Origin of the sequence: Pantoea agglomerans, assembly GCF_021397715.1 — a bacterium.
GTDB lineage: Bacteria > Pseudomonadota > Gammaproteobacteria > Enterobacterales > Enterobacteriaceae > Pantoea > Pantoea astica.
Map to the genome: position 1 here is coordinate 74,150 of NZ_CP090209.1, position 23,692 is coordinate 97,841.

Consider the following 23,692-nt stretch of genomic DNA (forward strand, 5'->3'; position numbering starts at 1 on the left):
GTTGCGGTTGCCCCGGCTCTGCGGGCCGGGGCTGCCTGGTCAGAACCAGGTTTCCATCTGAACGCCAAAGTTCCATTCACCTCCGGCCTCAAAGCCCTTACTGCCAAAGGCATCGTCACTGGCATAGTTATCCAGCCGGTGATCCCAGTTCATCCAGCTGGCAAACAATCGGATTTCCGGACGTTTCAGGAAGTCGCCAACGTCTCCTGCTTTCAGGGTTGGCGCGACGGTGAGTTTGGTGAAGCTGCCACTGACGGCATTGCGGTTGTTGTACCCTTCCGGGCGCAAATCCATGTACTGATAAGAGCCTTCATACTGCATCTCAAAATTTTGGGTAATCGCCTGAATCAGCCGCAAGTTAGCGGTCGCCCAGTCGTAGCTGTCCCCTTTGACATAGCGATCCTGACTGTGCTGGGCAAGCAGCGCCGGGGCAATATGCCAGCCACCGCCCAGCGGCGTAATACCATAGCTGGCGAGGCGCCAGGTATCCGCCTGCGGCAACAATGCGCCATCCGAACCGATCGATTTCACCTCTGCGCCCAGCCCGTGACCATACAGTAGCGCCGTTTTTGACGTCCCCCCGGTCAGGCCATAAAAGCTGTCGTTATGCAGCCCGAGCAACGCATGTACGCCGGTGCTGGCCGCATCGCTTTTGATTTTATTCCCGTCAATATCTTCGCGGTCGTCGTTATCTTTTGCCCGCATGCCGCTGACCATCAACTGCAGCGGACCGACAAAGTTATTGAGCGACAGAATGTAGTTTTGCGCACTGTTTTCGTTGTTTTCGATATCACCGAAGGTACGTCCATACACCGAGAGGTTACTGCGCGCCTGATCGCCCCATTTGATGTCGTAAAAGCCGGCACCGGTACCGGCGAGGAACACCACATCGGAGTCGATCCAGTGAATATCGAAGTTGTCACGATCAAAGCGTTTGCCGGCCCAGACGGTACTCTCCTTAAAGGCACCGTTGAAGGTCGGTAACTGACCGATTTCGACAAACGCCTGTCGCAGGTTGAGATCGCTGCTGTCAGCAGTCCAGTCGTTGTAGGTACGCTGCCCGTCGGCCAGCATCGCTTTAAAACGGGTGGTGGCACCGTTGGTCAGCGTCTGCTTATGCTCCAGATTCAGTTCGACATAGGTATCAGGCTCGTTACCAAGACGCCCAACGTGACCACCGGTTTCACCGGCAGGCGTCAGCGTCGGTCCGCCCTGCGTTTTCGCTGCTGAGCTGTTCATCAGCAAACCCGAACGCGCGTAACCGTGAAACTCAAATCCCCCCTCATCGGCTGACGAGGTCTGTTGCGGTGCTGCGGGACGCTGCGGGACGACAACGTTTGTGGCCGGTTTCTGCTGCTGTCGGGCAGCCACCTGCTGTACCTGCTTTTCAGCCGCTTCAGCCCTTGTCTCGGCCGCGCTTGCGCGCTGTTCTGCGGCCTGCAGACGTTGTTCAAGTGCAGCAAGCCGGGCTTCAATGCTGGTGAGGCCCGGTTCTGCCCGGGCCGGCACAGCAACGAGCAGGGTTGAGAGGGCTAATGCGAGCATGCTTTTTTTCATTGTTTTGCATCCCTGAGGAAAGGCTATCATCACATAATTTTTTGCTAAACCGGTTTAGGCGCGAATCATAATCATGGGTAATTTCCCTGCGCAATGAAAAAAGCTAAACCGGTTTAGTGAATGTGAGATGGCTCGCAAAACACGCGATATCAGTCGGCTAAATCAGGCTTTCTGGTCGGTAAGCTGATGCAGCCAGGGTAACGCCGTCATCGCCCCTTTAGCGGTGGTGGCCAGTGCCCCACAATGCTGGGCGCTGGCAAGACTGGCAGCTAACTGCGGCTCATCGGTGGGCAAGCCGACAGCTGCCAGCGCCCACAGTAACCCGGCAACAAAGGCATCGCCGGCACCGGTGGTATCCACGCTGACCACGGGCGTGGTGGGATAGTGATAGATCTGGCCACCAAAACAGGCCATCACACCCGCCCTGCCCTGCGTGACCAGCAGCAGTTTGAGTGCAAAGCGTTCAGCCAGTTGCTGCATACCGTCAGCAGGCTTCGCTGCAGGCTGAAGAAACTGCAGTTCCTCCTCTGACAGCTTAACCACGTCAGCGCAGGCCAGCGCCTGATCTACAACGGCGTGCAGCTGCGTCGGATCGGGCCACAGGTCATGGCGAAGATTCAGATCAAAACTGACATATCCGCCTGCGTCACGTATACGCTGCATCGCGGTGAGCGTGGCTGTCCGTGAAGGTTCGGCTGACAGGGCGATTGAACAGCAGTGCAGCCACTCCCCGGCGCTGAACCGGGGCAGATCGGCCGTTTCAAGGAACAGATCGGCGCTGGGGCGCACCATGAAGGTGAAGGAACGCTCTCCATCGTCGTCGAGTCCGACCACCACGGTTGAGGTACGATGAGCGGGATCGGATATCAGGCAGGCGGTTTCAACCTGTTCATCGTTCAGCGTCTGACGCATGAAGTCGCCAAACGGATCGGCCCCTACCCGGCCAATAAAACCACTGTTTCCCTGCAGGCGCGCCACGCCCACGGCGACATTGGCCGGTGCGCCGCCCGGACACTGCATTAAACGTCCCGGCATTTCCGGCAACAGATCGACCACTGCATCACCCAGACACCACACGCGAGCTGACATAACGATTCCTTAAAAGAAGTAAATTGGCTAAACCGTTTTAGCTATAACCGTAAATGCGTCTGAGTTCAATGATCAAAATGCGGTAACGAGAGATGTGCCGTAGTAACGATGTGCAGGTTTACGCACAGGGAGGCATCGATGCAGCAAGGGTTCCGGCGGGCGTGATGGTTAGGCGGAGAGCCACAGGCAGGCCTGAGCTAAAAAAACCGGCGCCTGGCCGGTTATGAGGGATGCTACGAATGGGTCTGCTTCATTGATGCCAGTATCTGTTTAATGGAGGCATCAATCTTCTCAGTGATCTCTTTCGGCAGACGGCTGAACTCATATTGCACGGTGCGCTTCTCATCGTTGGTTTTACGACGCGCATAAGTATTGGCGGTGCTGAAGGTCGCCAGTTTTTCTGTCACCGTTTTGCTCGCGGGCGCGGGGGCTTTAAGCTGTTTTCTGGCGGCCCTGAAGTGGTTAAGAATGGCCGATTTTTTCTCATCGTCATTCATCTTTTCCGGTGCAGTCTCGCTGGACAACTTTTCCTGAATCTGGCGGGTCAGTTCGCTGGCGTCTACCGCTTCCGCTTTCGCCTCTTCCCAGACATCCAGCAGCAGCTGGTAATCCGGAAGCGTCAGCTCAGCCACCACCGGGAAAAGTTCGATAAACGCTGCCGGTACGGATGCGGCCTGGAATGCACGCGACACTTTGGCATTTGAGATCCCCTCCGCTTTGGCAATGTCCGACTTGCTCATTCCCTGATCGTTCATCAGCATAAAACGCAGCCCCAGTTCCCGCAGGTTGTGCTCTCTGGCGGTCTGGATATCTGCCGCCAGCTGACGGGCATCGCTGATGCTCAGTTCATCTGCGGTGACCAGCACTTCGAGACTGGCTCCGGAGAGAATACAGGCTGCCCGGCGGCGTGAGCCATCCATGATCTCAATACGGTCGGCGCTAAGGCGACCAATGGCCGGAAAGAACTGTTGCAGCGTAATGGTGCGGGTGATCTCTTTGAGCGATTCCGCCGTCAGCGTGCTCTGATCGCGCCCGTTAATCTTCGGGTCGACAAAGGTCTTTGCTTCAATGTCATCATGAGGGATCAACTGCCGCACAAAGGTCGCCTTCATCCCTGATTTAAGGGTAAAGGTGCGCGACTGGTTGCTGCTGTCGATCATGCTGGCAATGGCGGAGTCACCGAATTTGCGACCGATGCGCTGGATAGGTTTGCTCACAGGGTGCTCCTGATATATTCAATACGATCAAATACAGCCCTTGAGAACTGCTCTGCTTCATACTTCGCCTTGCGTAACGCATCGGCGCTGCCGGGATACGAGGACGGGTTAGCACTGATCACCGTATCAAACGATTCGCCGCAACGTTCAAAACCATCCAGTCGTGGCAGGCCACAATCCAGCATCGATTTAGTAAACACTTCGCGCGCATAACTTTGCGAGGTGAGATGATCGTGTTTGGAGGTCATTTTTGACATAAAGCCAATGTTTGCCTTCAGCCGTGGCTCCACGCCTTCCGCTTCAATGCGTTCCAGCATTTCCGGCAGACGCGTAAGATACTTCATGGTGGAGTGGAAATCGACCTGTGCCGGTGGCGTTGGGGTCAGCAGCACATCGCTGGCAGCAATGGCGTTCAGCATGAAGGAATCCAGATGCGGGCCGGTATCAAGGAAAATAAAATCATAATCCCCCGCCAGACGATCGATCACGTTACGGCGCAGCACTTCGGAAGGTGCAACGCCAGGCAGATGCTGAGCGACCAGTTCTTCCCAGTCACTGGCGACAAAGCCATCATCAATCGAAGCGGGAATCACATCCACGCCAGGCATCACCGTCGGTTTGATAAACTGTTCGCGCAGCTGATCGGCATCCAGATCGTTAAGCATCGCCTGGGCGGCGGTTTCCAGCACCGAACCGACGCTGTTGGTATGGCTGAGGAACATGGTGCTGGAAGCCTGCGGGTCCAGATCGATAACCAGAATACGCAGGTCATTGTGCAGCATAGAAGGATGCGCGCGCATACCGTGAGCCAGCGTCACGGTGCTGACCGTTTTGGAGACGCCGCCTTTAAGGCTGACCACAAAGATCACAAACGGACCTTCATGCTTATCACGATACTTAGGCACCTTGCGATGCTGGTAAATATCGACCACGTTCTGAATGGTTAATGCATATTGTGAGGTGCTGCCGGTCTGCTTCTTACCAAACTGATAGCCGGCTTCTTCCATGTCACTGATGGCAGCCACAACCGCATGCTTACTCAGCAGCGGCATGTTAGCGACGGCATTGCGCGAGAAAGTCTGATAAAAACCGGTCTGGTTAAATTCCTGACGCTGCTGTTCAATGTGATTGCTCAGCCCGTGCAACATGGAGTTGGCACGCGTTGCCATCTCCAGCACACCACCATAGTCACGCTTCATAAGCCCCTCTGCATTAATGTTTTTTTGCATACTACACAAAAAGCGGTTACCTGCCAATTTTTTAGAAAAATGCCAAAAACCTGGATTTTTTATTATCGGATGGATGGCTGCGGAGGTTTTGAGGTTGCGGAGCCGTTGGCTGCTATCGGCCGTTCAGCCTAATGAACAGCGGCAGTTACGCGGCGCTGAGGTCACTGATCACTGCCCGACAGCCTTTGCTGTAAATCACAACGGTGAACAGTGCAGTACCGGCGGATGTTATTTGTGTGTGCAGAGAGCTGATAGTGGTGATGAAAACGCAGGAAAACCGACTGAGAAAAAGGTGTTTTCATCGTGAAAATCCAGAAAAAAAGCCTATATTTCAGCGCAATAGAGATGAAATCCTGAGGTGAAAATTCATTTTCAAAAGCCGTTCAGGACATTTTTCATCGAGCAAGCGTGCAGGCGAGGAGAACGGGACGCAGGTTCATTATCCATTCTGCCCGTGCAGCCAGAAAGCGATATTTGCTGACACTATCGTTCTTTTTAATCCGGTAAACAGAAGCCCGTCCTCCCTATCTGTTCCGGCACAGCAAGCAGTCTGTCAGCCGCGTTCATCAAAAAAAGTCCGCTTTGATTTCTGATGGTCTCTGTTCTGCCTGCCAGAGAATGTTATGGACTACCTGCCCGACGCTTCTGTAGCCGGAGCGCTGACTAAACCCGACGTGGTGTAACCCGGCTCTTCCACCGTTACGCTGAAGCTCTCATCCTGTAGTACTTTAGCAATGAAGATGAATACTGCGTTAAGCACCGTTGTGAACTGTGATACCCCATCTTGTTATCCTTAAAAAAGGGGCGCCCGGGATCGGAAATCCATGCGGGCGTGTTCAGCGCTAATGACCCTGATGATTCTCGCTTCATCTGTCGCTCTGAGCAGCACATCTCCAAAACTTGCCGGCAGCGTGACGTCCCTAATCACCCTTCGGTTTTGGATGCCCTCAACGGCCCGTTTTTTTCGCGCAGCCCGGTTCCGGGCTTTTTATGTCAAGTCCGCCAGTTTTAGTAACTAATCAGACCCGGTGTCGGACTGTATTGAACCTCATACTTTTATTCGCCTGGGGGAATCGAAACATTTTTATCTTGTACACCGACTCCTAGTTTAACCATCACTGCCGTATCTGCGCCCTTTGACAGAGACAAAAACCCCTCTCTGACTTCTCTTAACAGACCGGCTGTGAACCCCGGTGTTTACAGCTATTGTGAACAGAGAACAGGCTGATCGGGATAACGAACAATGTCAGGCACTCTCTGTGGATCACTTATCGATCTCAGTCGCTCTGTTTAACGTCAAGGTTTTTTGGGCAACCGAAGTACAGCCCGGACTTAGCGCCTGAACGGTAAGCGAGAAAACATCAGCGCCTGAGCTCAGGCTGGGCGTCCCGCTTTTTATCCGCACGACTCCTGGCGTCACGCCAACTGAAGTGAGCAAAGTCTGATCGCGCGGATAACACCTTTTATTGATGATCCGGTCCTGATGAGTCTGGAAGCCCGCAACTGGAACTGCGCGGCGTCATCAAGCTTAATGTTGCTGGTGCGGTTATGCCGGATATTGCACCATCACAATGTGGCCATTTCGAGAAGCGTTTAGCCGTTATTACGGGCAGAAATAATGGTGCTGATCGCCCCGGCGACGTGACATCAGCAGTCTGTGATGCAGATATAGGTTAAGGTACGCATCAGGCAAAGGGTAACTCTACAGGTCCGAGTGGTACCCAGGTTCAAAGCGTCGCCCCTTGCCGCTGTGCTCGTTTATCTGGCTATACAGGGCACTGTTTCCCGTCTCATCGATTCTGCGCAAGCTGACTTTTATCCGGAACACGCGAGCAGGGCACTGATCCACTGAACGGCTTATCGTCAGGGTGAAATTCAAATTCCCTGGCAGTCTGAGATTCAGCATCCATTGTGCTGCTGTAAAGCCAGCTAAGTCGGGGCAGGATTTAAAAACTTGCAGCAACGCCACGTGGATGCCGATGAGCTTGTTCCGTGTTGTCTGATTGGTGGCAGCATTCGAAGGCGTTTGGCTCTCTTTCAATGAACGCTTTATCTCTGCAACGTCACCGGCATTTGTTGAAATTATCGAAAGCGCCCGGGCTAAGACTCTCTGAACTCTGGTGTAACCCCGGTATGTGCGTCCGTACAATGATCAGAATTGCTTCCTGCTTCCATGAATACTCCACCTTCGGAATCAGAGTTGATAACAGTGTTATCAGCCAATAAGCAGGCTGGCATAAGGAAGCTATCGGTCATTCCGGTAACTTCTTTGATGAGCTTAATGCTAGATGCTTCGTACATCTCTCGATGGTGATTTTATTCATCACCTCATTTTGTCTTCCTGCATCCTGCAGGTTTCACCTCTGAGCGGTTGCTCAAGTACGCTAAAGAAGAAAAGTTGAGTCCGGGATTAGGGTGTTTTCAGCATGAAAATTCTGAATAAATTATTTAAAATCAAATATTTAAACATGAAATCTTATGGTGAAAAATTCCAGATTAAGAAAGATAAACGGGGCGAGCTGAAATAAAGTCAGTGAAGAGCCACGCAATTGGTTTCTGTGATTGCCTGTCTGTAACAGGAATGCAGTTCTCAAACTGAGTGGTTTCAGGTCAGCAATATTGGCGGAGCGTTCTGCCACGCTAACTGTTCTGCTTTTCAGGCGGAAATAGGTTAATCCTTCTCAGGCTTCATTCAGTAACAATAAAGAGCTGGCTGACCGGAACGGGGAGGGTGGATGTTAAACCGCTTTTCCGTTTACGGGATCTCTTCAAAAACAGCCTGTCCGAGGTTGGCCTGGTCAAGTGGGTAAGGTCTTTTCTGTTTCATCAGATAACAGGCAATCGCTATTCCAGCGTTTCCTTACGTGGTGACTTTGTCTGAACTGAACCGGCAGGTTATACACCCTCAGTAATTCATTTTATCCTCATTATCCACAGGCCAGATCCAATCGTTCGATCCTCTATAGATCAAAATGAGATCCTTAACAGATCCCCGATCCGTCCTGGCCCTTACCAGACAAGGGCTGAGGCAGGGTTGATAACCACTATAGCGAGAAGAACAACCACTGTGGTAAGTGGAATAACCACTGTAGCGAGAAAAGCAACCGCGCTGGCGAGTGACCGATAACCACTGTAGCGAGTAAATCGCTATTTCCCTGTGTATAACCTTATCTTCACAGACAGGGCTGTTAATCCCATTGTGGCTGGAATTTGCCAGCGGGCAGGAGAGCGCATTCTGAAGTTCACGTTAATTTTCCACTGCAACCGGACACGGGTTTTGCCGTTTTATCCACCGGTCAGATCCAATAACAGATCCCAGTAAGATCCTTATAAGGTCCCTACAGATCCCCATACCGTGCGAGGCCGTGGTATTGCTGAGTTGAAAGCAGATCGCCAACCACTGTAGCGAGTAAACTAACCACTATAGCGAGATAAAAAACCACTATGGCGAGTAGATCAACCGCTATAGTGAGTGCTAGTATCCACTGTATCGAGTAACGGCGACTCTCGCTTGTTCACATCACGGATCTGTTACATGCCAAAAAAAGAACCCGATATCCTGAACATAGCTGAAGCGTTTAGCGAAACAGACAAACGTACCGGTGAAGTTGTTACCCTCACTCCCAACAGTAATAACACGGTGCAGCCTGTTGCTCTGATGCGGCTGGGTCTGTTCGTTCCCACGCTAAAATCCACGGCGCGCAGTCAGAAAAACCAGATGAACGCGATGGACGTCACGCAGGATCTGAAGCAGCTTTCGCTGGTGAGATCGGAAGGGTATGACAACATCAAGATCCTGGGCGCCCGTCTGGATATGGATAACGATTTTAAAACCTGGGTCGGCATCATCCGTGCGTTCGCCACGCATGAGTGTCTGGGAGACACTGTAACGCTCTCTTTCGTCGAATTTGCCAAGCTGTGTGGGATACCATCAGCGCGTCTCTCATCGAAGCTCAGGAACCGTCTGGACGCCTCTCTGACGCGTATCGCCTCCAATACCCTGACTTTCACCAGCAAAGGCGGTGAAAACTACACCACTCACCTGGTGCAGTCCGCCAAATACAGCATTAAAAAAGATACGGTGACGCTGCAGGCCGATCCCAAGATCTTTGAGTTGTATCAGTTCGACAGAAAAGTGCTGTTGCAGCTCAAAGCCATTAACGAGCTGGCAAGAAAAGAGTCCGCACAGGCGCTTTACACCTTCATTGAAAGCTTGCCGCCGAAGCCTGCGCCGATATCGATGGCCCGCCTGCGCGCGCGGCTTAACCTCACTTCCCGCGTTATCACACAGAATGCGACCGTGAGAAAAGCAATGGAGCAGTTAAAAGAGATCGGCTATCTCGACTACACCGAAACCAAGCGCGGCTCGTCAGTCTACTTCTGGGTCCATTACCGCCATCCTAAGCTGCGGCCGGCAGAGCTGCCGCTCAGCCAGTCAGGCTTAATCGATGATGATATTGATGATTACGATGATATCGACAGCGATGTGGACATCATTGACGTCAATCTGCCCGACATCCTGCCGGAAGAGGAGAGCAGCGAATTAGTGATGGTGTCACGGGAAGAAAAAGAGCTGCTGAATAAAATCCGCAAAGAGAAAAAGGGCTGACAGGCGGGATTATTACGGCTTCTGACCGGGAAGAGAGGCCCTGCCGGAGTCGTATAGCACGCTAACCACTATAGCGAGTAAAGCGTCAGAATGACTAACCGCTGTAGTGAGCACTAACCACTGTAGTGAGAAAAGTGAGACGGATCACTCACTATAGTGGTTATCACCCAGACATCCGCTGTAGTTCTCTCTTTCAGCTCTGTCGCTTCGGGTTCCAGCACGCCTGACTTCCCGCCATTTTTCCACTCTGCAACCGGTGCTGACCGATTGGCGTCCCTCTCTTTAGTGGTTATTCGTGAGGCATACTCTTCAGGCGACGCCGCAGGCTGGCTGGTATTGGCTGTACTGCTCTGCCTTACGGCCTGAGGATCGCTAACGAACGGTTACTCGCTATAGTGGTTACTCACTCTCAGTATCTTCTCTGAACCGCGTGGCGAAAACCGGCAAAGCTGGTTTTTGTGATCGTAATGCTCGCCGCTGTGGTTAACTGGCTATTTTATAATCCATAATTGCGCATTATCGTTCAGGAAATAGCCAGAAACCTTCTTACCTTCTTGCTACAGTGGTTATCGTTTGAGGGATCGACGTTAAATACTCGCTATAGTGGTTGATGCTATGGGTTACAGATACTCGCTACAGTGGTTATTCAGCGGTAAAGCAATGAAAAGTCATGCCGCCAGGCAAAATGAGGGGGCTGGCCGAGATCACCTCCTGCAACGATCTACTCGCTATAGTGGTTACAGTTACCGGATGGAGGGGCTAACGACGAAGGCCGCGACCTGCGGCAGGCCTGTTGTGATCCCTGCAAGCGCCGCGTTCTTTCTGTTGCTAACCTCACTCACGACCTTGCTGAAACTGCTCGCTACAGTGGTTAGCTGAGCGGAATCAGATTATCTCTGACATGAGTGGTCAGCACCGTACCCCACGCCAGGCTGCATACAGAGCGCTGCAGAAACCCCTTGCCGGTGAACATCATCTTCTCGCTACAGTGGTTACCCGTGACCGTGTAACGGTGTGCGGGTACTCACTACAGTGGTTATCTGAAGGGAATCCCGCTAAATAACCATCCACGACGCTGATCCAGCGTCATTTTTGCGCAAACTACTCGCTATAGTGGTTATCCGGATGGGTGATGGAGTCTGTTTACTCGCTATAGTGGTTATGCATTTCTTTCCGCTGCGGTGAAAGGGAGGTAAACAGCAGGATTAGCCGCTTCGGTTACTCGCTGTAGTGGATAGACAGGGATATTTACTCGCTATAGTGGTTATCAAAAGTCTGTAGCCTGCGGATGTTGGATCCGGGTGAACCAGCACCACACTATGCATTCCAGACGCGACTCAAGAGATGGCTGAAACCCGGATAAAAAAAAGGCCCGCCATCCGGCGAGCCCAGTATATGCAACGAGCAGCGGCGCGAGGATCACATCGCTTCGCGGTATTCCGGCCAGGCAACGTACTGCGCATCATAGCGTCCTGCGGCGGCAAACAGGGTGCCCTGGAAGTTGATCACCCCAGCGGCTTCCAGCCACATCCACTCTTCAGCCTGCACGATGCCCGCCGCGATCACCGTGATTTCCAGTGCCGAACAACACTTGATAATCGCCTGTACCACCGCTTGTTTTGGTCCACTGCGATGCACATCGCGCGTAATGCCTGCATCGATTCGGATACGATCTGGCTGAATATGCGTCAGTAATGACAGGCCAGCCGATCCATCGCCAAAGTTGTCAACGGAGAGGCTGATCCCGACAGCTTTAAGTTCGCGCACGGCTTCAGAAAACGCCTCAAGCTGTGAGATAACTTCGGTTTCGCTGACTCCGATCACCACCTGTTCGGGCACCAGACCCGCCTGAACTATCGCCGCAACAATCTGGCTGACGGCATCCGGCACCACCACCAGCGTCATAGGCAGCAGGCTGACGTAGAGCGTCATGCCGTCCGGGCAGACAAGACCGGCATGCGCAAAGGTCTTTTTCACCGTGTCGAGATCGTCGAGATAGAGTTGCTGGCTCGCGACTTGCGCAGATAACGTGCCAGACGGGCGCGTGGTGGTCGCTTCAATCGCTGTCACCTGACGTGCCAGCGGATCCACCACCGGCCGGAAGCTGACGCCTTCAGTGAGCGGTCTGGAGTCCGGCACATCGCTGCGTTCAGAAATGAACTCCCAGTAGCCAGGCGGCAGAACCTCGTAGTAATTTTCTTTCTCACGCGACTCAACGAAGGTCCGAAGAAATTGCAGTGCCCGATCATCATAGGTCAGACGGTATTTCGAGGTGCCTTTATCGAGCACCGCCTGCAACAACGAGGAACGGTCGTGCTCGCGCAGATCAAACAGTTCCATTCCGGCATTACCAAAACGGCGGGAAGGCGCGTAGTCACGCATCAGCTCCACCACGTTGTGATGACGGCGATCGGCACAGATGCGACGGTAAACAGCCAGAATGCCCGCTTCAGGTCCTTCCAGTAGCTGAAAAAAATGCGTGCCGTTAAATAATAAAATGCCGGTCACATCATGAGACGCATTAATTTTGCTGGCGTTTTTCACCATTTCGGGCAGGGTCTTAACGGAAAAGTCATCCGAAATATGGCTGCGATATATTATTGTGGTCAGCATGTGCAGCTCCGGTTTTATGTGATTGTCGGGGACACGCTAACATTGTTCAAATAATGTTGCATCTAACCTTATTCACCGTCGCACGGACTGCACCATCGCAGGCGGGAGTAAGCGAAACGGCAGATTGGCCGATAACACTTTTTTAACCGTAGCGGCAGAAAATGGAAGATGTCCGCCTGGTGAAACGGCATTAAGAGACACTGCAAACAGAGCAGCAGGTTGCAGGGGGAAAGCAGAATGCAAAAAAAGGCCGCCCTTCGGGCAGCCCTGTCAGCTAACTGCTGAGCTTATTTGATCAGTTCAGCGGAGACGTACGCGCGATTGTCGACACGGGCACCGGTAATTTTATATGACGCACCAGCATCTTTGGCCTGCGCCGCGACTTTCGCTTCAGCTGCATCCAGCGTAGAGGCGGTCACGGTAATACTCTGGGCAAAAATACCGAAAGAGATCAGTGTCAGGGCAGCAACAGCAACAAAAGTTTTGATGGTTTTCATGGTCATTTCCTCAGTTCATTTTAATTCGGGAGAGGCGTTTCGCCTCGATGGAATGAATAGTAGGCGCAATGACGCGGAAGGGGAATAGCGATGTTTTGCTGTTAAACTTCAAAAATTTTGAATGTTTATGAGGGTGCCGGATCACTCCGCCTGAACAGCGACAACAACAAAGCGCTGTCTGCAACAGACAGCGCTTTGGAATCTGTCAGCCCGATCGGTGACAGCCTCAATGACAATGACCGCGCAGTTTCCAGTGCAGCCAGTGATTGAGCGCTTCTTCCGTGAGCGGTTTTGAGTAGAAAAAGCCCTGTGCCTGATCGCAGCCATACTCGGTCAGCGAGTTCACCGTATCCGGGCACTCGACACCCTCTGCCAGTACCACATAGTCCAGCTCCTTGAGCATGGCGATAATGCTACGGGCGATAATCCGTGAAGCGGTATCAGAGGAGAGTTCACTGATTAGCGAACGATCCAGCTTAATCACATCAAGCGGCATTCGTCGCAGATAACTGATATTGCTGTAGCCGGAACCGAAATCATCAAGCGAAATGCCAAAGCCCCGGTGTTTCAGCAATTCCAGACCGCGCAAAGCCGTCGGGCTTTCGATGATGCGTTCGGTCTCCAGACACTCGATGCCCAGCAGCGAGGTCGGCAGCTTTGCCTTTAGCATTTTACTCTCAAGCGCGGCGGCAAACCCCTCACGTGAAAAATCGCGGACGCTGACGTTGACGGTTAACGGCAGCTGGATGCAGTTATTCCGCAGTCGTCGCAGGCGATCAACGGCCTGATCGATCACCCAGGCGGTCAGGGTGGAAAGCAGATCGGTCTGCTCAGCCAGCGGAAGAAAAGCCGCGGGAGAGAGCTCACCGCGCGTGGGATGATGCCAGCGGACCAGCGCTTCCAGCCCGACCGGTTTACCACTGTGCAGACAAATCTTTGGCTGATAGACCAGATAGAGTCCGACATTGTCGCGCAAGGCCATTTTAAGATCGTTCATCAGTACGAAATCATCGGTACGCTGCATCTCTGATGCCACGTCGAAGCGGTGTGACGGCAATCCGCGTCCCACCGCTTCGTTGAGTGCGCTGACCGCCCGGCGCAGCACTTCAGGTGCCGGTACGCTGCCAGCAATAAAGTCAGCCTCGCCAGTGTGTGTGGTCAGCGCCACGGACAAGCCTTCATCCATATCAGCACTGATACCTTCCAGACGGCCCGCGACCCATGCCGCACTAAGCCGGCTATCTGCGCGGGTTAAAATGGCGAACCGGCCCGTAGCGACCGTATAGAGCATTTCGCCCACCGCCGGACGCAGCCGCAGCGGCAACAGCGTCGCCATATCTTTCAGCAGATTTTCAACCGGCCCCATGCCCATCGTGCGGGCCAGTTCGTAAGCGCGTGACATGTCGATGCAATCGATCAGCACCAGCCGGCGCGGTGTGGTATCGCCGGCTACGGCCAGATATTGCAGATCGCGGATCAGACGCTGGCGATTGGGTAATCCGGTCACCGGATCGGCAAAACCGGCGGAATGCCACGCCTCCAGAAATGACATCACCAGGGTAGAGAGCAGCTTCAGCGTGGTGACCTGGTCCGCGCCAAACGTGTGCGGCGCGGTGTCAGTCACGCACAAGGTGCCCAGAATAATCCCCTCGCGGTTTTTTAACGGCACGCCGGCATAGAAGCGAATAAAGGGCACACCGGTAATTAATGGATGGGTAACAAAACGCGCATCGAGATAGGTGTCAGGGACGATTACTGCGCTATCGCTGTCAACGACGTGGCGGCATAAGGAGTCCTGGCGGGTTGAGCGCTCCAGAGCAAAGTTGTGCGCCGCGCGGACTGTCTGAAATTCATCATCCAGCACAGAAATGAAGCTGCCCGGTATACTCAGTGCCTGGCTGGCCAGCCTGACAAATTTTCTGAGCACGTCGTCCCGGCTCTCGTCAGGGTTACTTAACGCCTGCAAAGCACGGGAACGGCGCTCGTCGTCGCCGTCTAAATTTTTTAGCATGTGTGTGTCCTTCGCACCCTCTGATGACGGCGCGAAATAAAAAAGAGAAATTGTACGGTAACTGACCGGAACGAAGTGCGATTAGGCGAAAGGAAATAACGCGTAATTATTATTTTCACCGCGATGATAAGTGACTCTGCGGCGGGTGTCTCTTTATATTTTCTTTAACGCATTTCATGCCTGTTTACGATTCGGTGATTTTATCGATAACGCTTTTTATTTTCACTGACAGCAAGGAATATACTACAAAGCGGCTTATCGTTTATTCGCTGACAGCTAACCAATTCGCCTTAATTCCTCGCGCGATTAATTCGGAATATGCGGTCGGTAAGAGGAGATGTAAGGGAAAAATGGTGGCAGCCTCACCAAAAGAGGAGCGGTAACACCTTCAGAAAAAAGGTAAAACGCCGCCAGAGTCACTCAGCGTCGCTTTCCGTCAGCCGCTGAGCCACCCTGTCAGGCAACGCGTATCGCTGATGAGTTCTGGCTGATGCCGGGGCTCAGGCGACAGTCAGGTTAACCTTTGCTGCCGGCGGCGGATTGCGCCGGGCGTCGTGGCGGCGGATTTTTCTCCAGCCAGTCGCGCACATGATCCGCCTCAGGGCCGGTTTCACGAATTGCACGTGTCAGCCGTTCCTGCGTTGTCTTCAGCTCCTGCGTCCAGTAGGTAATCTGCCATTGTTCACGCAGCTCCACCCGCGACAGGTCTTCCGGTGAACGGCGCTGAATAGGGTTTTTCATCTGTTTTTTCTCCTCTTGTTTTTTAGGGTAGCCGACCTGAAAATTAACCTCAGGCTAAACGGACTATCCTGACGAATGAGAGGAACACGGGATAGCGGAATAATCCCTGAATCAGCGAGATTAAAAATAACAAGAAAATTCCTGGCATCAGAAATAAAGCATTCTAAAAAACTGAAAAATGACGATTTACTGACACAATGCGCCGCTCCGCTTAACGCCGGATTACAGGTGAAAGATAAGCCGGATATTTGACATTTAAATAAAATGGTCAATTATTCTCATGTCAAAACATCCGGGCCGCGTCGGTAACGCTCTGCTTTCGATAAAAAGCAGCGTTACGTTTTTTATGCGGGTCACTCATTTCAAAGGAGTTTTTTTTGGTTAATCGTTCCTCCCCGCAGCCTGTGATTGTGCAGAATAATGTTCGTGAACTTCGACTTGCCGCGGGACTCTCTCAGCAGAGCGCCGCCGAGCGCTTTGACCTCAGCCTGCGTGTCTGGCAAACCAAAGAAGCGGCCGTTAATCCGACGCTGTTAAGTCAGGGTGAATATGAGCTGCTGCTGTTACTGGCGGGCCGACATCCCCATTTCTGCCTGACCCCGCACGCAAAGAAATAGTCCAGCATCCGGCGATGAGCGATTATTTAACTTATTGACTTTATGACAATAAAAAAATCAGCCAGCCGCCTTGAAAGTGATGAAAAGGCTATTATTTTAAGAAGTGACCGGCCACTGTCAGCCGGTCAGATGAGCTTTTGGATGAACATTATTCAGGAGGTTATCGCCATGTCATTACATCAGATTTCCGTCTTCCCCTCACTGGCTGATTCCGCATTATCAGATCGATTCAGCCGCATCGATAAACTGTTCAGTCAGCTCACCGGCGACAGCCAGCTGACGTCAGCACCCGCTTACGATCTGCAGCGAGTCGACAACGATCGTTACGCGCTGACGGTCAGCGTACCGGGCTGGAAAGAGCACGAGCTTGAAATTGAGCTCAGCGGTGGACGCCTTTCTGTGGCAGGTAAGAAAGAGACCACGGCGCCGGAAGCGTCCGGTGACGCGAATGAGGAGAACAGTGGCTGGATCTACCGCGGTATTGCCCGTCATGATTTCCGGCTGAGCTTCGCTATTCCCGAACACATGAAAGTGACCGGTGCCAGCCTGGCGGATGGCCTGCTGAACGTTGGTTTACTGCAGGAGATACCGGAAAGTGAGAAACCTCGCCGTATTCCTATTGAAACCGGCGGAGCCAGAACGCTGGAACATCAGAAATAATGGGTAAGTGAAGGACGTCAAGGCGGAAGGCGATAACGATCGTCTTCCGCCTTTTTTATCCGGTGACCGACGGGCGTGATGCAGGCTGCCGTCAGGCGCTGATGGCCAGCACCTCTTCCCCGGCCTTGAGCCGGGTATCGGTTCCGGTCAGCATCACCGGCTGACCTGCCGCCAGCATCGACTGATAGGCGGCATTCATCAGTGGTGTAATCCCGTCGCTGCACCACATCAGATGATGATCAAACCGGCGGTGAGCCACGGCAGGCTTACCGGAGGCAACCGCAGCAACTTCGACCCGTAACCCCTGTCCGTTAAGACGGATGGCTTCCATCCAGATCTCTGTTTCATCGGTGACGCTGACTGCTTCAAGAAAGAGCGGCACGGTACTGCGACGCTGAGACGCCAGCGCCAGACCTTCCCATTGCGAGACGATAGCGGAATGGAAACGTTGCTGACGGCTTGCTGATCCGTCACTGACATCGGTACGTAACCAGAGATTCAGCGGCCGCAGATAGCAGTTAACATAATCATCGCCGCTGTAATCGGTGCCCATCATGCGTAATTCGCGCTCAATGTCTTCATCCGCGTTATGACGTAACAGTTGCAACAACTCTTCTTCCCGGCAGGCCCAGCCACCTGGAGGCTTCAGCGCAGGCCAGCGAAGCGAGGTGTGAATATCGAAAAGCGTATGGCCGCCTGAGGTCATGTCGCGCACGTAGAGCGCACGCGTCAACTGGCTGTCGGAATAACCGGCAGGTCCGGGAGAGGTTATAAGACCGGCACGACGCCAGCGGCGCAGCGTCTCAGGCAGAACCCCGACGAGGCCGCAGACCGTGTCGGTAGAGTGTTGGGGCATAATAGGTTTCCGGAGAGGTACGGATCCCGGTGACCGGGACGACGTCGGCAGTATGCGCGTCACTGCCCTATAAAGAAACAATCATTTCCATAATAATCAGTGCAGCAAATGCGGCACCTCAGAGGAGCAAGCGTGACGTGATAAATGAGGGCAGGGGAGTGAAACAGAAAACGAGCCGGGCGCAGGGCAGCCCGGCATAGAGAAGGTATTACCAGTGGTACTTGTTCGAATCTTCCCACTCTTTTACTTCTTTCTCGGCACGATCTTTTTCGTATCCGTAGCGTTCCTGAATCTTACCGACCAGCTGATCGCGCTTCCCTTCAACAACGGTCATATCGTCATCTGTGAGATCGCCCCATTTTTCCTTAACTTTGCCTTTGAACTGCTTCCAGTTACCGCTAATGCGATCTTCGTTCATGGTGATTCTCCACTTTCAGGCTGGTTTCCAGCGATTTAATCATTATCAGCCAGACGCTCTCTCTGACCGATGGATTAAGCCTGGCACAGCTTCTGTGCTTTGCAGCGAAGCGGTGTGAGCTGCATCATACTCCTGCGAAAAGAGTCGATCAGCGTAACTGACGACGTTCAGGCCAGCTTACCGGCGGAATAGTATTGAGGGCCGGCCGGGCAAACAGGAACCCCTGAAAATAGCGAACGCCCGCGCCTTCCAGCCACAGCCATTCTTCAATCTTCTCGACCCCTTCCGCTATCACCGTTATTTCCAGCGCATTACAGCATTTCAGGATCGCCAGCACGATCGCCTGACGCGGACCGCTGCGGTGAATATCCATAATCAGCTTTCGGTCAATTTTCACTTTGTCTGGCTGAAACTCCGCTAACAGCGAAAGGCCCGCAAAACCGGCACCAAAATCGTCGAGCGCCAGACTGATGCCGGCTGCTTTCAGCTGCTGTACCGCAAACTGGAATTCATCAAAGCGCGAAATGACCTCATCCTCCGTCACTTCAACCACCACCTGCTCCGGGCGTAACCCCTGTCGGATGATCTGCTGGATCAGCTGTTCAACTGCGTGTTCAATCACCACCAGTGACATCGGCAGCAGGTTGACGGACAGCGTCTGATGACGCATCCCCAGATGCCTGGCCAGCATAAAGGCGTAGGTTTTTGAATGGAGATCGGCCTGATAAATCTTATCTTCAGGCAGTCGGGCAAAATAGTCTGCTGGTGAGGCGCCCTGCGGGCCGCGTATCAGCGCCTCACAGGAGACGATGCGGCGACGGGCGACATCGACAATCGGCTGAAGGGCAAATGCACAATGCTGGTCGGGCGCAGGACAATAAGGTGATGGAAGGGCAGGTTGCGGTGGGGTAACCAGCTGCCAGGCCTGTGCCGGATCAATTGCAATAAAGGTCTCTTTATCGCGGCCCTCTACAAAAGACCGTAAGAATTTCACCACCCGATCGCCTTTCACCCGACTGGCATTCAGCGTGACACGGTTAAGCAGCGCCTCCACGACGGAGCTGTCCTGGTAGCCCCGCAGATCAAACAGCTCCATACCCGCATGGCCAAACCGGCGGGCCGGCGCGTAATCACGCATTAATTCAATCAGATTAAAATGCCGATCGTCCTGACTGATACGCTGATAGACGTCGAGAACGGCTTCCATTGTGCCTTCCAGCACCTGGAAAAAATGCTGTCCATCAAATAACAGGATACCGGTCACCTGAATAGCCATGTTTTTAGAACTGGCATGATCGACCAGCGCCTGCAATCTCTCAGGTGAGACGCAAGACGTAAGCTGGCTACGGTAAATGATGGTGGAAAGCATAGGCGGACTCGCATGGCTGGTATTTGCTCAGCAACCATAACACAGAGTGAATCGCGGTTAGCGACACAACAGCGGCGTTTTCATCCCTCTGCTGGGCGGATGGCGGGCGTCCATTTATGCAGGCTGAAATCTGCTGACCGGATTAATCTGGTCTGCTAACAGAGAGGTCAGATAACGTTTAAGCGGAAAGGAACAGCCCATTACGCTGACTGAAACAACGCACATGAAAAGCCCCTTCCATTAAGGCAGGGGCAAACAACGAACGAACCTGTTTTTATGGACTAACGGCTTCCCTGGTGAGGCGCCGGATAAGGGTGGTCAGTGTGATTATTACCCAACTTTTTTAATTGTTTCCATAGCGTGTTGGTCCAATTTTCACTCACGAAAAGCCTGTATCAACGATATGAATAAAAAAAGCATTCTTTTCAAAGCAATATGATCCGCATTGTTTGTATTGATTCAGCGTAATGAATTATACCGTTACAAATAAATAACCTTTCTTAACGCTAATCGGTATTAATTCCTGCTCAGGTATATCTTTACTGCTGAGGCTGACTCTGTGCCTTATCCGATCAGCGGGAATAATCAGTGGAGCGGGGTGAGGAAAACCGCCTGTTGAAAACGACCTGGCAGTCTATAAAAAAGAGCCCCCTGAAAAAGGGGGCAAGGGTAGGAGTTAGATCACTCTGTAATCGGAGTGGATTTCCTTACAGAGCCATTTAAAGATAGGGCAAAACCTGCAGAGTTGCCGCTACGTTTACTTGTTATTTTAGTTAGATATCAAATAATTAAAACGCTAATGGAAGGTGATTGTCTGGCTAATCAACGCGTTACGCTTATATGAAAACGTTTTCTAAGATTTGGCTTAAAGTCACTGAGCGGCAGGAGTGAGAAAGCAACAACCGCGCCTGCTGCCTGTAACGAAAAACCAAAAATAATATTATAAATCAAATAATTATTCAGATCCGTGCGAAGGGGTGCGCTTAGCGATGTCAGCGGGATCGGGCTGGCACTTTTTAGTCCGGCCACAAGCGATAGGTGAAAGAGCAGACGGCGCCAGGCTGAAGTGAAGCAGGCTGGAATGACGCTCAACGCTTGATTACTGAGTCGATTACTAATACTGTTTATTTATACAGTTGATGTGAGAAGCGATAAATGTCACAGGAAGATGAAATTCATACCGCGTTCCGTCAGGCAATACGACAGGACGAAAACGGCAGGTTGACGATAAGCACCCATGATTTTGTCGCAGAACTGGCGCGGCGCAACTGGCCACACACCTTGCGGGCTGCCAATCACTGGATCGAAATCCACATCACACCGTTTCAGGATGTCTCTATTGCGCCAGGCGACGATCGCCTTTTCCGGCTGTCGTAAACCGTGATGAACGCGCCATTGGCACCCGCTGACCGGCTAATCTGATCAGCCTGACCGCTGACAGTCAGGCTGAAGAAAGGGACGCGGCCGGGCGATCAGAACGATCGGCTGGCTGTGTGACTAGCCGGCCGGTTTAGCGTGGCGGGATAACTCTTTTCACAGGCGACACGAGCAAGGTTGAGCGCCACTTTGCGTTTTTTCAGCTTCAGTTTAGGCAACCACTCTTTGAACTGAGCGGTCAGCGAGGCTGCCTGTTGTTCATTCGCAACACGGCAGATAAACAGCTTACTCTTCGTCTGACCACTGACATCAATGGCGTAGATCTCAACCCGATCGCCGCACACTTCATATTCGACATCGGTAAACTGCATATGTGGCCAAAGGCCGGTTCTGGCTTCAAATGTGGCTAAATCCATAATGACTCCTTTTTTATTGTATATGTTATTGCTGTGGACCAGACCTGAGCCTGGTCGGGCCAGTGAGCATAGACCATGATTTGATTTCTGCCAGCCCAATCACGTTTTTTAATTGGTACTGACAAAATCAACCATGCAGACGCCCAGCTTGTTCAGACAGACTCAGGTAAAGGGCCGTTATTCAATCAGAAATTCTGATGTAACTTATTTTGCGCAGCGCACGGGATTCCGGGGCTGACAGCACGGCGCGCGCAGGAGATCCCCTGTTCGTACAGATCGCCGTTATGACCCGATTTTGCCCGCGGCGTGCTTATCTGATGCTGAAATTTCATAATAAGAACGCTAATCATCAGACCATGAACGGTTTCTGTGCGGATATATTCTGCCCGCTGAGGAGTAAATCGTGTCGAAAATAAAATAATCAACAGAGGCGCGGAAAAATAATCGCTCCGCGCCGACATGCATCCTGAATGCAATTTATTACATAGTCCAGAACAGGCTGTTTGCAAGAAATAATAAAAAAATATAATGGCGAAGATTAATTAAAGCCCGTTTAAACCGCGCCGATAAAAACGATTCACTAAATAACCCTGTGCTTTTTTTAGCCTGTTTTACAGCGAGCATTTATGACTATTACACAGCGACTGGTAACGGTATTCTCACTGCTTGCAATCTCTCTGATTGCATTGGCGATTATTTCTTTATCCGTGATCTCAGGTTTTCAGTCCCGTTTTGAATATGTGCAGGTCAATGCCATTCCCAGCATCCGGGATATCAACAAATCGATCAGTGCGACTAATCAGCTCGGGATTGCGCTGTATCGCCATCAGAGCACGATGGAGAGTGCCCGACTGCCGGCGGCCGAGCAGCGGATTAACCAGTTGCTGGACGAGATCAAATCGCTTAGCGATTACTATATGGCGAATGACATCTCCAACGAGGAAGATAAAGCGCTGACCGAGCAGTCCTACAGAAATCTTGACGCGGTGCGTAGCGCGTTACCGGCATTTATTGCGGCTTCACGTGCGCACAATAATGCGGTTTCGCTGGCACTGCTGCAGGGTGATGCCGGGATCGGCGCTGCCGCAAGAAAACTTGAAGCGGATTTTACCCGTCAGATTGAGCTGAACATTAATATCGGCAATCAGCTGCGGGCAGAAAATCAGCGCGTCTACCGCCTGACGCTGTGGGCGATGTCAGGCGGCTCTTTGCTGATCATCCTGCTGCTCGGCGCTTTCTCTGCCAGCACTATTCTTGGCATCCGGAAAAGCCTCTCGGGCATGGTCAATACCCTGACTCAGGTCAGCAATACGCTCGACTTGACCCGTACCGCGCCGGTGTTAAGAAAAGATGAGATTGGCAAAACCGCGATGGCGTTTAATGGGCTGTTACAGCGGGTTTCCGCGACGCTGTTGTCGGTGAATCATGCTGCACAATCGGTCAGTACCGGTTCGACACAAATCGCGGCGGGCAATGAAGATCTCTCTTCGCGCACCGAAGAGCAGGCGGCTTCGCTGGAGCAGACCTCTGCCAGCATGGCAACGCTGAGCGAAACGGTACGCCAGAATGCAGAAGGTGCGCAACAGGCCAGTCAGCTGGCAAACAATGCGAATCATATGTCGATTCAGAACGGGGCGGCGGTGAAGCAAATGCTGAGTACGATGGATGAGATCCGCGGCAGCTCGGCTAAAATTTCTGAAATCACCGGGCTGATTGAAGGCATCGCTTTCCAGACCAATATCCTGGCGCTGAACGCGGCGGTAGAAGCGGCGCGTGCCGGTGAGCACGGACGGGGCTTCGCAGTTGTCGCTTCTGAAGTGCGTAATCTGGCACAGCGCTCCTCGTCTGCCGCGCGTGAAATTAAAGACCTTATCGCAACCTCGGTGTCAGAGGTCGGGCACGGTTTAGAACAGGCCAGTGGTGTTGGCAGTAACAGTGAAAATGTCCGTCAGGCGATCCAGCAGGTCGCCGATCTGGTGAATGAGATCGCTGCGGCTACCTCTGAGCAAAGCAAGGGCATCGGGCAGGTTCATCTGGCTATCGGTCAGATGGATGAGGTTACGCAGCAGAACGCCTCGCTGGTTGAAGAGGCATCATCGGCTTCAAAATCCCTGCAGGAACAGGCTGAAACCTTATCGGCGCTGGTGGCCACCTTTAAAGTGGATAACCACAGCCGGGCTCCTCAGGCAGTGCAAAACCGTGCTGGCATCCGTCCGGCATTGCAAAGCCCTCAACCCGACCGCCAGATTGTCGATTTAACCAGGGCCAACTGGGAAAGTTTCTGAATCGATGCATTATGCCTAAAGCCTCCTCTTCGGGAGGCTTTTTTGCGGGTAGATTAAAAAACCTTACCGACATGGGGGTCAATCGCTATGCGGAGCCGGAAGAGCAGACCTGCGGCTGGCTGAGCGGCTGC

At 52.6% G+C, this 23,692-nt stretch carries 17 protein-coding genes; 5 read left to right on the forward strand and 12 right to left on the reverse strand.

The features are described from left to right. Nucleotides 1-39: 39 nt before the first annotated feature. The 4 genes from LZU96_RS22690 to LZU96_RS22705 form a co-directional block, all read right to left on the reverse strand. Entirely contained in the window at nt 40-1,557 is a 1,518-nt protein-coding gene (locus tag LZU96_RS22690; protein ID WP_233988866.1) for a carbohydrate porin, read from the reverse strand. 162 nt (nt 1,558-1,719) lie between these two features. Further along, nucleotides 1,720-2,646, reverse strand: a complete 927-nt coding sequence (locus tag LZU96_RS22695; protein ID WP_233988867.1) for an aminoimidazole riboside kinase — start codon at nt 2,644-2,646, stop codon at nt 1,720-1,722. 233 nt (nt 2,647-2,879) lie between these two features. Continuing rightward, nucleotides 2,880-3,863, reverse strand: coding sequence for a ParB family protein (locus LZU96_RS22700; protein WP_233988868.1), 984 nt, complete (start codon nt 3,861-3,863; stop codon nt 2,880-2,882). Next, nucleotides 3,860-5,062, reverse strand: coding sequence for an AAA family ATPase (locus LZU96_RS22705; protein WP_031377930.1), 1,203 nt, complete (start codon nt 5,060-5,062; stop codon nt 3,860-3,862). The genes LZU96_RS22700 and LZU96_RS22705 overlap by 4 nt, the downstream gene beginning before the upstream one ends. Nucleotides 5,063-8,627: 3,565 nt before the next feature. On the opposite strand from LZU96_RS22705, the gene LZU96_RS22710 reads away from it, so the two are divergent. After that, a complete protein-coding gene (locus LZU96_RS22710; protein ID WP_233988869.1) occupies nt 8,628-9,701 on the forward strand; it encodes a RepB family plasmid replication initiator protein in 1,074 nt (357 codons plus the stop codon). Between the two features lie 1,419 nt (nt 9,702-11,120). Here LZU96_RS22710 and LZU96_RS22715 read toward each other — a convergent pair. From LZU96_RS22715 to LZU96_RS22730, 4 genes are all read right to left on the reverse strand, one after another. Further along, entirely contained in the window at nt 11,121-12,314 is a 1,194-nt protein-coding gene (locus LZU96_RS22715; protein ID WP_233988870.1) for a diguanylate phosphodiesterase, read from the reverse strand. Nucleotides 12,315-12,601: 287 nt separating this feature from the next. Next, nucleotides 12,602-12,811 (reverse strand): YdgH/BhsA/McbA-like domain containing protein, encoded by a 210-nt coding sequence (locus tag LZU96_RS22720; RefSeq protein ID WP_233988871.1) that lies wholly within the window; start codon nt 12,809-12,811, stop codon nt 12,602-12,604. A 226-nt stretch (nt 12,812-13,037) separates the two neighbouring features. After that, nucleotides 13,038-14,822: a GGDEF domain-containing phosphodiesterase gene (locus LZU96_RS22725; RefSeq protein ID WP_233988872.1), complete on the reverse strand. Its 1,785-nt coding sequence runs from the start codon at nt 14,820-14,822 to the stop codon at nt 13,038-13,040. A gap of 516 nt (nt 14,823-15,338) precedes the next feature. Next, complete coding sequence (locus LZU96_RS22730) at nt 15,339-15,563, reverse strand: DUF3606 domain-containing protein (RefSeq protein WP_233988873.1); 225 nt, start codon at nt 15,561-15,563, stop codon at nt 15,339-15,341. A 377-nt stretch (nt 15,564-15,940) separates the two neighbouring features. Here LZU96_RS22730 and LZU96_RS22735 point away from each other — a divergent pair, with 377 nt between their 5' ends. Together LZU96_RS22735 and LZU96_RS22740 are read left to right on the forward strand one after the other, a co-directional pair. Then, on the forward strand, nt 15,941-16,180 hold the full coding sequence (locus LZU96_RS22735) for a transcriptional regulator (protein WP_233988874.1): 240 nt from the start codon (nt 15,941-15,943) through the stop codon (nt 16,178-16,180). A 168-nt stretch (nt 16,181-16,348) separates the two neighbouring features. After that, nucleotides 16,349-16,840, forward strand: coding sequence for an Hsp20 family protein (locus tag LZU96_RS22740; RefSeq protein ID WP_233988875.1), 492 nt, complete (start codon nt 16,349-16,351; stop codon nt 16,838-16,840). Between the two features lie 91 nt (nt 16,841-16,931). On the opposite strand, the gene LZU96_RS22745 is transcribed toward LZU96_RS22740, so the two are convergent. The 3 genes from LZU96_RS22745 to LZU96_RS22755 all read right to left on the reverse strand — a co-directional run bounded on the left by LZU96_RS22745 (nt 16,932) and on the right by LZU96_RS22755 (nt 19,483). After that, nucleotides 16,932-17,696, reverse strand: a complete 765-nt coding sequence (locus tag LZU96_RS22745; protein WP_233988876.1) for a MerR family transcriptional regulator — start codon at nt 17,694-17,696, stop codon at nt 16,932-16,934. 208 nt (nt 17,697-17,904) lie between these two features. Then, entirely contained in the window at nt 17,905-18,114 is a 210-nt protein-coding gene (locus tag LZU96_RS22750) for a CsbD family protein (RefSeq protein WP_064738984.1), read from the reverse strand. 148 nt (nt 18,115-18,262) lie between these two features. Continuing rightward, nucleotides 18,263-19,483, reverse strand: a complete 1,221-nt coding sequence (locus LZU96_RS22755) for a diguanylate phosphodiesterase (protein ID WP_233988877.1) — start codon at nt 19,481-19,483, stop codon at nt 18,263-18,265. Between the two features lie 1,155 nt (nt 19,484-20,638). Between LZU96_RS22755 and LZU96_RS22760 the strand changes: the two genes are divergently transcribed. Beyond that, complete coding sequence (locus tag LZU96_RS22760; RefSeq protein ID WP_233988878.1) at nt 20,639-20,860, forward strand: DNA polymerase V subunit; 222 nt, start codon at nt 20,639-20,641, stop codon at nt 20,858-20,860. A 95-nt stretch (nt 20,861-20,955) separates the two neighbouring features. Here the strand turns inward: LZU96_RS22760 and LZU96_RS22765 are convergent, their stop codons facing one another. Next, nucleotides 20,956-21,276 carry a hypothetical protein gene (locus tag LZU96_RS22765; RefSeq protein WP_233988879.1) on the reverse strand — a complete coding sequence of 107 codons (321 nt, stop codon included), beginning with the start codon at nt 21,274-21,276 and terminating at the stop codon, nt 20,956-20,958. 626 nt (nt 21,277-21,902) lie between these two features. Between LZU96_RS22765 and LZU96_RS22770 the strand changes: the two genes are divergently transcribed. Beyond that, complete coding sequence (locus LZU96_RS22770) at nt 21,903-23,561, forward strand: methyl-accepting chemotaxis protein (protein ID WP_233988880.1); 1,659 nt, start codon at nt 21,903-21,905, stop codon at nt 23,559-23,561. The last annotated feature ends 131 nt before the right edge of the window (nt 23,562-23,692 follow it).

Coding starts and splice junctions, on each gene's coding strand:
- LZU96_RS22690 (WP_233988866.1), bottom strand. CDS start 1,557: ATGAAAAAAAGCATGCTCGCATTAGCCCTCTCAACCCTGCTCGTTGCT.
- LZU96_RS22695 (WP_233988867.1), bottom strand. CDS start 2,646: ATGTCAGCTCGCGTGTGGTGTCTGGGTGATGCAGTGGTCGATCTGTTG.
- LZU96_RS22705 (WP_031377930.1), bottom strand. CDS start 5,062: ATGAAGCGTGACTATGGTGGTGTGCTGGAGATGGCAACGCGTGCCAAC.
- LZU96_RS22710 (WP_233988869.1), top strand. CDS start 8,628: ATGCCAAAAAAAGAACCCGATATCCTGAACATAGCTGAAGCGTTTAGC.
- LZU96_RS22715 (WP_233988870.1), bottom strand. CDS start 12,314: ATGCTGACCACAATAATATATCGCAGCCATATTTCGGATGACTTTTCC.
- LZU96_RS22720 (WP_233988871.1), bottom strand. CDS start 12,811: ATGAAAACCATCAAAACTTTTGTTGCTGTTGCTGCCCTGACACTGATC.
- LZU96_RS22725 (WP_233988872.1), bottom strand. CDS start 14,822: ATGCTAAAAAATTTAGACGGCGACGACGAGCGCCGTTCCCGTGCTTTG.
- LZU96_RS22730 (WP_233988873.1), bottom strand. CDS start 15,563: ATGAAAAACCCTATTCAGCGCCGTTCACCGGAAGACCTGTCGCGGGTG.
- LZU96_RS22740 (WP_233988875.1), top strand. CDS start 16,349: ATGTCATTACATCAGATTTCCGTCTTCCCCTCACTGGCTGATTCCGCA.
- LZU96_RS22745 (WP_233988876.1), bottom strand. CDS start 17,696: ATGCCCCAACACTCTACCGACACGGTCTGCGGCCTCGTCGGGGTTCTG.
- LZU96_RS22750 (WP_064738984.1), bottom strand. CDS start 18,114: ATGAACGAAGATCGCATTAGCGGTAACTGGAAGCAGTTCAAAGGCAAA.
- LZU96_RS22755 (WP_233988877.1), bottom strand. CDS start 19,483: ATGCTTTCCACCATCATTTACCGTAGCCAGCTTACGTCTTGCGTCTCA.
- LZU96_RS22760 (WP_233988878.1), top strand. CDS start 20,639: ATGTCACAGGAAGATGAAATTCATACCGCGTTCCGTCAGGCAATACGA.
- LZU96_RS22765 (WP_233988879.1), bottom strand. CDS start 21,276: ATGGATTTAGCCACATTTGAAGCCAGAACCGGCCTTTGGCCACATATG.
- LZU96_RS22770 (WP_233988880.1), top strand. CDS start 21,903: ATGACTATTACACAGCGACTGGTAACGGTATTCTCACTGCTTGCAATC.